This window comes from Candidatus Omnitrophota bacterium, from assembly GCA_016929445.1.
GTDB lineage: Bacteria > Omnitrophota > Gorgyraeia > JAFGIU01 > JAFGIU01 > JAFGIU01.
The window spans coordinates 1-9,043 of the sequence record JAFGIU010000054.1; the positions used below are offsets into that span (position 1 = coordinate 1).

Annotated in this window: 11 protein-coding genes; all 11 read right to left on the reverse strand. The window is 55.4% G+C overall.

Annotation, left to right across the window (positions count from 1 at the left end):
• On the reverse strand, nt 1-557 hold a 557-nt coding region (gene rsmH, locus JW937_04440), incomplete at its 3' end, for a 16S rRNA (cytosine(1402)-N(4))-methyltransferase RsmH (GenBank protein MBN1586659.1).
• Nucleotides 558-837: 280 nt separating this feature from the next.
• Nucleotides 838-1,296 carry a division/cell wall cluster transcriptional repressor MraZ gene (mraZ, locus tag JW937_04445; GenBank protein MBN1586660.1) on the reverse strand — a complete coding sequence of 153 codons (459 nt, stop codon included), beginning with the start codon at nt 1,294-1,296 and terminating at the stop codon, nt 838-840.
• A gap of 250 nt (nt 1,297-1,546) precedes the next feature.
• The gene (gene ribF / locus JW937_04450) at nt 1,547-2,476 is read right to left on the reverse strand and encodes a riboflavin biosynthesis protein RibF (GenBank protein ID MBN1586661.1); all 930 of its coding nucleotides are present in this window, start codon (nt 2,474-2,476) and stop codon (nt 1,547-1,549) included.
• The gene (gene truB, locus JW937_04455) at nt 2,457-3,209 is read right to left on the reverse strand and encodes a tRNA pseudouridine(55) synthase TruB (protein MBN1586662.1); all 753 of its coding nucleotides are present in this window, start codon (nt 3,207-3,209) and stop codon (nt 2,457-2,459) included. Before truB ends, ribF begins: the two co-directional genes overlap by 20 nt.
• Entirely contained in the window at nt 3,206-4,192 is a 987-nt protein-coding gene (locus tag JW937_04460; protein MBN1586663.1) for a bifunctional oligoribonuclease/PAP phosphatase NrnA, read from the reverse strand. Before JW937_04460 ends, truB begins: the two co-directional genes overlap by 4 nt.
• Nucleotides 4,189-4,551, reverse strand: coding sequence for a 30S ribosome-binding factor RbfA (rbfA, locus tag JW937_04465; GenBank protein ID MBN1586664.1), 363 nt, complete (start codon nt 4,549-4,551; stop codon nt 4,189-4,191). The genes JW937_04460 and rbfA overlap by 4 nt, the downstream gene beginning before the upstream one ends.
• Nucleotides 4,552-4,566: 15 nt before the next feature.
• Nucleotides 4,567-4,848 carry a DUF503 domain-containing protein gene (locus JW937_04470; protein MBN1586665.1) on the reverse strand — a complete coding sequence of 94 codons (282 nt, stop codon included), beginning with the start codon at nt 4,846-4,848 and terminating at the stop codon, nt 4,567-4,569.
• A gap of 3 nt (nt 4,849-4,851) precedes the next feature.
• On the reverse strand, nt 4,852-5,604 hold the full coding sequence (locus JW937_04475; GenBank protein ID MBN1586666.1) for a CCA tRNA nucleotidyltransferase: 753 nt from the start codon (nt 5,602-5,604) through the stop codon (nt 4,852-4,854).
• Between the two features lie 24 nt (nt 5,605-5,628).
• Entirely contained in the window at nt 5,629-6,546 is a 918-nt protein-coding gene (gene xerD / locus JW937_04480; protein MBN1586667.1) for a site-specific tyrosine recombinase XerD, read from the reverse strand.
• Nucleotides 6,540-6,935: a hypothetical protein gene (locus JW937_04485; protein MBN1586668.1), complete on the reverse strand. Its 396-nt coding sequence runs from the start codon at nt 6,933-6,935 to the stop codon at nt 6,540-6,542. Before JW937_04485 ends, xerD begins: the two co-directional genes overlap by 7 nt.
• Nucleotides 6,936-7,075: 140 nt before the next feature.
• On the reverse strand, nt 7,076-9,040 hold the full coding sequence (ligA, locus tag JW937_04490; GenBank protein MBN1586669.1) for an NAD-dependent DNA ligase LigA: 1,965 nt from the start codon (nt 9,038-9,040) through the stop codon (nt 7,076-7,078).
• Nucleotides 9,041-9,043 lie beyond the last annotated feature (3 nt).

The following is a 9,043-nucleotide window of genomic DNA, read 5'->3' on the forward strand; positions in this document are numbered from 1 at the left end:
ACCGGCACTGCTCGAAAGATAATTTCGGCCAGCTCGGTGGTTGTATCAATCCGTTGGTTCTGCCGCGCCTCATCAATGGCCCTTGCTATGCGCCCTGCGAAGCGCTCTTCCCCAAATTCCCTAATCAAAGCTTCGAGGTCTCTCCGTGAAAGGTCATGAACCAAGTCACGCGCTGAGCTCCCCGTCCCCGGGTCCATGCGCATGTCCAAGGGACCTTCGAGCCGGAAACTGAAACCGCGCTCCGCGCTCTCGATCTGGAACGACGAGATCCCGAGATCGAAGAGGACGCCTTGGATGTGGTTGAACTCGAGGTCACGGAGCTTGTCACCAAGGTGCCTGAAGTTGCTTTGAACATAGCTCACTCTCTCCTTGTACGATCCTAGCCTGCGTTTTGCCCGCTCTAGGTTCTCAGGGTCTTGGTCTACCGCAACCAAGGCCCCTCCCGGTGATATTCCTTCAATTATTGCTTCGGAATGCCCTGCTCCCCCGACAGTGCAGTCCACAAATTTTGCACCTGGCGCAGGCCTCAGGAATTCCAAGACCTCGGCCAGCATCACAGGTTCGTGGCATAGAGGATCGATCGCCGACTACCTGATCGAATGATCAAAGAGGCCCGCTCTGGGAGTCTCTCGATCCCGTGAATGCAGAGAATACAGCGCGTAGGGACTGAGCCCTACGATTCTCAAGTTGCCACTCGCTGTGCCAAGCCGGCGGAGCTCTTCGGTTGTCATGTCCAACTTGTCGACATCGAAGTGTCCCGATCGTTGAGTGTAATATTCCGGCTCGCTAAACATCGCCTACCCTCCTGGTTAGCGCGGCAGAGCCGCTGCTGGGTTATTAGGCTTTTGTGTCATCCGGTGCTCCGTCTACTAACCGTTCCGCCACTTCTTCAAAAGTCTGCTGGGACTTTTCAAAATAAGAGCTCCATGCCTCCCGGGACCAGATCTCCACCCGGTCGGAAACGCCGATGAAAACCACTTCCTTTTCAATGCTGGCATATCCTTTGAGGTGGGCCGGCAGATTGATGCGGCCTTGGCGGTCAAATTCCACTTCTGTGGCGCCGCCAAAATAGATTCGGTTGAACTGCCGGGCTGAGGCCTTGGTCATGGGTAAGGCCTTGAATTGCTCCTCCTGCTTCTTCCACTCCTCGCCCGTATAAAGGAAAAGGCAGCGATCCAGGCCTCGAGTGACGTAACATTTCTGGACTCCGTGGGCCTCGAGAACTTGCCGAAGCTTTGCCGGCATGAACACTCGGCCTTTGGAATCCAGTTGATGCTCGTACTCGCCGTAGAACACTGCCTTTATCCCTCACTGGTGGTCCTGGGTGTCCCCCACTTTCCACCACTTTTCTCCACTCAAAGCTTACAACCCCCACATGGCAGTGTCAAGCACCAGGTGTAAATTTTTCAATTTAACAACAAGTGGGAGAGATATTGAAAATGACCACAATATATTGTGGTGTCAAAGGGTGGGGCACCCAACTCAGAAGTTGAGCTTGGTGCTGAGCAGCAAGCTGAGCACCGGGACTTATGCGGGAATGACAGGGCTACTTGAGAAGAGTGCGGGCTTTGGAGATGTCCTGACGAATCTGCACGGAGAGTTCTTCGAGGCCGGCGAATTTTTTCTCGTCCCGCAGGCGATCGTGAAAGAAAACTTCGATGCTTTGGCCGTACAGATCGCCCTCAAAATCCAGGAGGTGCACTTCCAGCCGGGTCTCGTGATTCACGCCCGGCTCAATCACTGTGGGCCGCTTACCCAAATTACAAACGCCCAAATAGGAATCGCCTGCCCACAAAACTTTCACGGCATAAACACCTGAAGGAGGAAGGACCAAAGATTTGAGATCAATATTTGCAGTCGGTACCTGAATATGCCGCCCGATCTGATCTCCGGGGACCACCTTCCCCACCACAGAATAGGGCCGGCCCAAATGCTCTGCTGCGGTCTTAAGGTCACCCAAACGGACTGCATCCCGGATCCCCCGGCTGCCAATCTTAACGCCGTGATGCAGGACGAGCCCAAATTCTTCGGCCGCAAAACCGTACTTGGGTCCTGACTTCTTAAGAAACTGCACATCCCCGGATTGATTCTTTCCAAAATGGAAATCGCTGCTGACGATAATGCGCGCAGGCGCAATCCGTTCCACCACCTGCTGCAGAAAGATCTCCGCATCAAGGTCCGCCATTTGCGGAGTAAAAGCAGCGCGGACCGCGAATTCAATTCCGTTCTCTTCAAACAAGCGCAAGCGGATTTCCAAGGGGGCCAAAGGCTCGGGTGAGTCCCCGGGACGCAGAACAGATAACGGATGCGGGGCAAAGGTCAAAACCGCAGGGGTCCCCCCGCAGGCGCGGGCCTCCCCTACTACGCGGCTTAACAAAGCCTGGTGGCCCCGATGCACGCCGTCAAAGACCCCCAGAGTCAAAACCGGGGATGGAAACAGCGGTTTGAGCTGCTCATCAAAGTTTCGGACTTCCACAGGCCTTGGGATCCTCCGGAAGACCCAACTCAGTGGGTTTGAACAGGACTTTCATCAGCTCCGGTTCGGGTGAGTCCAATAATTCCTGAAGCGGCTTTGCCTGATCCAGCGAGCAATTACCCGAACGGATGCGGCGTAACCAAAACAAGTACGCAGGCAAGTCCAAGGCCCTGCCCAAATCCTCAGCCAAGGTCCGGACATAGGTCCCGCTCGAACATTCAATAATCAAATCCACTTCCGGCCAACGCGAAGCAGTTACTTCAAAGCGGTGCACATGCAAAGTTCGCGCCTCACGCTCTATCACTTTGCCCTTGCGCGCCAGCTTGTACAGAGGCTGGCCCTTGTGTTTGAGGGCAGAATACATCGGAGGCACTTGCTGAATCTCACCCCGAAACCGGTCCAGGGCCTCTTCCCATCTTTCGACCGAGGGCTCAAGGCCCGGATCTATTTCCCGGACCACTGCACCCTCACTGTCTCCGGTTTCAGTTTGCCGGCCAAAGACCACGGTGGATTCGTACACCTTGTCTTGCCCGGACAAGAATGCAGAGTACTTGGTGGCACGGCCGACAAGAAGAACCAGCAGGCCTTCGGCCAAGGGGTCCAGAGTGCCCGCATGACCAATGCGCCGAATTCCCAATTTGCGCCGCATCACATCCACGACATCATGGGAGGTCAGACCTTTAGGCTTGTCGACGAGAAAAATCCCGCCCTGTTGAAGAGCGGTCTGGGTCATAACTCTGCAGGAGAGGCTTCGGAGACAGCTCTGCGGATTTGTTCCACGAGGAGTTCCCGCGCTTCGGCCAGAGGCTTTTCGATCGTACACCCTGCAGCAGCCCGATGGCCTCCTCCTCCGAAAAAACAGGCCACGCGGTTGACATCCACAAAGCCCTTGGAGCGAAGGCTGATCTTGATGCGCCCGGGGTCGAGTTCGGTCAAGAGCGCGGTGGCGCGAACTACACCCACCGAACGGGTAATGTCCAAAAACCAATCACTGGATTCAGGCCGCCCCCCGCAACGCTCCATCATCTCGAGAGTCACACAAGCCGTAGCCACTTGGTTGTTATCTGTGAGCTGCAGATTTCCCAGCACCTCTTTCAGCAGAGCCAGCTCCTGCTGCGTATGCGACTCGTACACATGCCCGTAAACCTCGTGAGGCTTAATTCCATAGTTCAGGAGCGCAGCCGCACGTTTCAAGGTACCGGGTGTGGTGTTGGAAAAACGGAAGGAACCGGTGTCCGTCATTATAGAGGTATAGAGAGCCAGGGCGGCATCTCCATCCATGGGATGTCCGCTAGCCTCAAAGAGATCGTAAATCATCTCGCCCACAGCCGCGGCACAACCATCAATCCAGTTCACATGTCCGAACTGCTCATTACTGACGTGGTGATCGATATTCACAATAAACACGTCCGGAGGAAGGGCGTCGTACACCGGGCCGATCCGCTTCAAATGCGGGCAGTCCACCACAACCATGCACTGGACTTCAGCCAAATCCGTTGTACCCGGATCGATAATTACATCCGGCCAGCCGGAAAGGAACTTGAGCGAATCAGGCACTGCCGTGCCATTGGCTGTGATCACCTGCTTGCCATGCTTACGCAGCAAAGAAGCAAGGGCCAATTGGCTCCCCAAGGAATCCCCTTCCATATTGACATGGCAGGCCACCAGGAAGCGGTCGTACTTTTCAATAATGTCCAGTATGGCCTTGGGGTTCATTCTTGATCCTCATCAGGGGGGGCATCCGGATCCGACAATTTCAGGGCCTGGGCAATTCGCTCGACACGCTCCGGGCCATCATCATGAATAAAGACAATCTCCGGAACATACTTGAGCCGCACTCGCTGTCCCACCAGCTTTCGCACAAAACCTCGAGCGCTTTCCAATCCCTTTTCAGCGGCCTTTTGCTGCGAAGGGTCACCCAGAAAAGACCAAAAAACTCTAGCATAGCGTAAATCGGAGGTCAAACCCACGTAGGTCACTGTAATAAATCCAAGCCTGGGATCGGAAATTTCGTCCGCCAAAATCGTACTGATTGTCTTTTGCAGCTCTTTACCCACTTTATCTGCTCTCGGCATCGTCTGTCCCTCCCTTTAAATCAATTCCAAAGATTCATCCAAGATCACCCAACGCGGATCGGATCGCACACTTTCCACTACATGACTCAGCATCGAATTAAGATCCCGCTTGCCTGTGCCCACCGCAGCAACAGCCACCGTTGAACGCTGCCATTTATCCTGCCAGTCCACTTCAGAGACCGAAATATTGAACTGATTCCGGAGACGGGCTTTGAGACTCTTGAGCAACATGCGCTTTTCCTTGAGCGAATGGCACTCCGGCAAAGACAAGTCAAAGGTCACAATACCGATGATCATCCCCTATCTCCGAAAAGCCCTCTCCAGGAATTCAGTGAGGCGCAACAGGCAATCGAGAGGGTTCTTTTCATTGGCCATGGAGACAATCTCTTTACGAATCCGGCCCGCATTCAAACGCCTCAGATAACCGCCTTCCAAGGCCTGCTCCATGAGCCCGGCAGTGCGATCCTCCAAACGAAACGGAGCCCGGCCTTCAAGACCGGCAAAACGGTGCAAGAAACGGATTGCCCGCAGCATCCGGCTCGGGTCATCCTCAAAACTCTTGTCGTGGAGCACGCGGACCAGACCCTGCTCCAGGTCCTGCTGCCCCTTGTGCAGATCCAGAATTTCCCCCCAGTGATCGGCCATCAAAGACACGGCCATGGCGTTGATACTGAAGTCACGCCGGGCCAGATCGTCTTGAATCGAACCCGCCTTGACTTTGGGATAGGCCGCAGATTCGGAGTAAGTTTCCAAGCGGGAGGAAGCCACATCCACACGCAACCCACCCGGCAAAATCACCGTAGCTGTCCCGAATTGCTGATGCACCTGAAACTCCCCCTGAACCTTTCCGGCCAAATCCCGGGCAAATTGCGGTCCGTCGCCCTCCACCACAATATCCACATCGACTTCACCGGAGCCCATCAGGAGATCGCGAACACATCCGCCAACCAAATACACGGATTCGCCTCGTTCCGCGGCAATTTCGCCTGCGGTTTTCAGCAAGGCAACAATACCGGCGGGCAATTTCTCCTCCAGCGAAAGTTTTTGAGTCATGATTTGCTTATCCGCACCTTCAGTTTAGGGACGAGGATGATGTTTCCGGTGCACAGACTTCAAATGCTCTTTGTCCAAATGGGTGTAAATTTGCGTGGTCGCAATATTCGAATGCCCCAGCAAGGTTTGCACCACGCGCAGATCCGCGCCCCCCTGCAAAAGATGCGTGGCAAAGGAGTGCCGGAGCGTGTGCGGTGAAATATGCTTCCGGATCCCCGCCTCTTTGGCGTAGGCCCCGATAATCTTCCAAAACATCTGCCGGGACATGGATCGACCCAAACGCGTCAGAATCACGGAATCGTCCTCGTGCTTGAGGAGATCGGGCCGTACCTCCTTTAGGTAACGCGTAAGCAAAGCCTTTGCCGTGCGTCCCAAAGGAACAATGCGTTCCTTAGAGCCCTTGCCCATACAACGCACGTACCCCATCTCCAGATTGAGCTGACTCAAAGTCAGTTGGACCAGCTCTGAAACGCGCAAGCCCGAGGCATACATGAGCTCCAAGGCCGCACGGTCCCGCAAGCCCTGCCAGGTTTCAGTATCCGGCGCATCCAGGAGCGCATCCACCTCGGCAATACTCAAAAACTCCGGAAGCCGTTGCCAAAGGCGCGGCGAGTCAATGGCCGAGGCCACATCTTGTTCCAGGTATTTTTCACGCGCCAGGAACTTGTAAAAGGTGCGCAGGGCCGCAAGCTTTCGAGCGATAGAGCGGGGTGAATATCCCAAGGAGCGCAGGTGAATCAGGTAATCACGTAAATCCGCTTTAGCCGCATATTCCAGATTGCGCTTGGTTTTTGCCTTCTTACCGATGAACTCCACATAGGCCGTGACATCACGGGTGTAGGCATCCAAGGTATTGGTGGACAATCCCCTCTCCGCCTGCAAGTGCAGAAGGAAGTCCTCAACCCAGGGGTGCCGGGCCACGGCCTGAGCAGGTCTCACGATGAGGGTTCCAACAGAACCGAACTGACCTCATCAAAAGAAAAATCGCGCTGAATGCGCCTCATCTGCGTGTTTAAACGCTGCTCGGCATCCGAGCGCATACGGTCCCTGCCCTGCTGATCCAATACCCGCATACCGGTCTTCTGAAGTTCATCGAGTTCCTGGTCCAAAACCGACTTTGACTCCTCAGGCAAGAAACGCTGCATCTGCCTGAGTTCAAGCAAGGCACCCTCCATGGCCCGCGAAAACTTCTTGCCTTGGAAGCTTCCTCTGGAATTCATGGAATCCTGCAAGGTCTGTATCATGTCCTTATGCCAAAGCCGCCAAAAAGAATAATGCTTTTGATAGCGGTCAGTGGACGGATCCGCTTCCATATCTTCTGTCTTCAGCACCAGCCTTTCGGATGTTTTATTCTTGGATTCCCGGACAAATTTCCTACGAAAGGTCTCATTGCAACCCACACTTGCTAGGCTTATCCCCAGAACAAGCAAAAGGCAGAAGACCAATTTGGTCCAGTGCAGGAACCGATACCTCATGAGCCCTCCCCAATCAGTTTAAGGAACTCCTGTTCCGTCAAGATTTGAACTCCCAAGCTCTTGGCTTTGTCCAATTTGCTTCCGGCATTTTCTCCCGCAATCAGGGCATCCGTCTTTTTGCTCACAGAGGACGAAGCCGCTCCCCCAAGGTTTCGAATCCGCTCCTCAGCCTCTGCGCGGGTCACGGCGGAAAGCGTGCCCGTGATCACAAATATTTTTCCGGCCAAAGGCTGCTCCCCCATTCTACGGGAAACGGCCTTGGTATTGAGACCCTGCTTCTTCAGGTCCGCCAGAAGCCGGCGGGCCTTGGGGTCCTCAAAAAAACGGCGCACACTCGCGGCCACAATGGGCCCAACCCCCTCAACCGCCTCGATGCTTTCGGAACCGGCTTCGCTCAAGGCCTCCATGGAACCAAAATGCCGGGCCAGGACGCGCGCCACATGCGCACCCACATGCCGGATCCCCAACCCCAAAAGCAGGCGCTCCAGACCCTGGTCCCGGCTCCGGTCAATCGCACGCACCAAGTTCTCGGCCGATTTCCGGCCCATGCGGTCAAGTGAGGCAAGATCCTCGACACGCAGGGCATACAGATCCCCAACATCGGAAATCAATTCCTGATCAATGAGTTGGTCCACCGAGGCATTGCCCAAACCTTCGATATCCATGGCCTGGCGCATCCCAAAATGCAGGATATGCTCCTTGATCTGCGCAGGACACGTAACGGAAGGGCATCGCACTGCGACCTCGCCCTCTTCCCGGACCACATCGCTCCCGCAGGCCGGACACTTCTTGGGCACACGAAATTTCTTTTGGCTGCCGTCGCGTTTTTCCTTTAAGACCGACACCACCTGCGGAATGATTTCTCCGGCCTTTTCCACCCGCACCCAGTCACCAATCTGCACATCTTTACGTTTGATCTCATCCGCATTGTGCAGGCTGGCCCTGGACACCGTGCTCCCGGCCAGAAACACGGGCTCCAGCTCGGCCACCGGCGTCAGCACGCCCGTGCGTCCAACCTGAATCCGGATCTCCCTAACCCGCGTCGTGGCCTGCTCCGCCGGAAACTTATAGGCAATCATCCAGCGTGGAGACTTTGACGTGCGCCCCAAACGCTCCTGGGCCTGGCGCGGATCCACCTTGACCACCATGCCGTCGATTTCATAATCCAGCTGGGTCCGCTTTTGCCGCCACTGATCACACACCTCAATGACCTGCTCAATCGTCTTGCAGGTGGAAGTATGCGGGTTAACCGGCAGACCAAGTTTCTTCAAATACTTCAGCAAATCCGAGTGAAGTTCATGAGTTTGCGGCTCCAGAGCCCCGGCACCATGCGCAAACCACTGCAAGGGGCGCTGGGCGACTTCTTTGCTGTCGAGAAGCTTAAGGGAACCGGCAGCCGCATTGCGCGGATTGGCAAAGCGCGCCTCGTCCGCGGCCTCGCGGGTGTCGTTGAATCGTGCAAACGCCTTGAGCGGCATATAGACCTCGCCGCGAACCTCGATAATCGCCGGGGCCTGGGCCTCCGCAGAACTCAGCTTGTTCGGAACACTTTTGAGGGTGAGCAGATTGCGCGTAATTTCGTCGCCCTTGACCCCGTCCCCGCGTGTGGCCCCGCGCACCAAGGTCCCCTTCTCATAAGTCAAGGAAACACTCACGCCGTCAATTTTGAGTTCCACAACATACGGCGCAGCCTCCCCAAGCTGCTTGCGCACCCGCTGATCAAAAGCCTTTAACTCATCCGGGGAATAGGTATTGTCCATGCTGAGCATAGGCACGCGGTGCTCCACCGCAGGAAAAGCCTCTTGGGCATCGGAGCCCACCACCTGAGTCGGAGAATCTGCGCGCGCGTATTGCGGAAACTCTTGCTCCAGCCGCACGAGCTGCGCAAGCAAACGGTCATATTCCGGATCGGAGATCTCGGGCACCGATTCCACATAATAGAGCCGGTTGTGCCTTTCAATCTC